We start from the raw sequence: 801 nt of genomic DNA, 5'->3' as shown, positions 1-801 counted from the left end.
ACCGGCGAGAGCCTGAAGCCGCTGGGTGATGCCTTCATCAAGCTGGTCAAGATGATCATCGCGCCTGTCATCTTCCTGACAATTGCGACCGGCATTGCCGGCATGAACGATCTTCACAAGGTCGGCCGGGTCGCCGGCAAGGCAATGGTCTATTTCCTCACCTTCTCGACGCTCGCGCTGATCGTCGGCCTGATCGTCGCCAATGTCGTCCAGCCTGGCGCCGGCCTCAACATCGATCCGGCCTCGCTCGATGTCCAGGCCGTGAATACCTATGCCGCAAAGGCCCACGAGCAGTCGGTCACCGGCTTCCTGATGAACATCATCCCGCCAACGATAGTCGGCGCCTTCGCGGAAGGCGACATCCTGCAGGTGCTGTTCTTCTCGGTTCTGTTCGGCATGGCGCTCGCGATGGCCGGAGAGACGGGCAAGCCTGTCGTTTCCTTCCTTCAGGCGCTCATCGCGCCTGTCTTCAAGCTCGTTGGCATTCTGATGAAAGCCGCGCCGATCGGCGCTTTCGGCGCAATGGCCTTCACCATCGGTAGATATGGCATCGGTTCGGTCGTCAACCTCGCGATGCTGGTCGCGACGTTTTATTTCACCGCCTTCCTCTTCGTGTTCGGGGTTCTCGGCGCGGTCTGCCGCTACAACGGCTTTTCGATCTTTTCTCTCATTCGCTACATCAAGGAAGAGCTGCTGCTTGTCCTCGCAACGTCCTCCTCGGAGGCCGCGCTCCCCTCGCTCATGCAGAAGATGGAGAAGGCGGGCGCCAGGCGTTCGGTTGTGGGTCTCGTCATCCCGGCC

General features: G+C 60.5%; 1 protein-coding gene. It reads left to right on the top strand.

All coding sequences use genetic code 11. The features are described from left to right. Nucleotides 1–801, top strand: an 801-nt coding sequence (locus tag NKI47_RS34935; RefSeq protein ID WP_352596385.1) for a cation:dicarboxylate symporter family transporter, incomplete at both ends; no start/stop codon positions are given.

This window comes from Mesorhizobium sp. M0633, assembly GCF_040320645.1.
In the GTDB taxonomy this organism is placed as follows: Bacteria; Pseudomonadota; Alphaproteobacteria; order Rhizobiales; family Rhizobiaceae; genus Mesorhizobium.
This window is presented reverse-complemented; position numbering and strand designations above follow the sequence as displayed.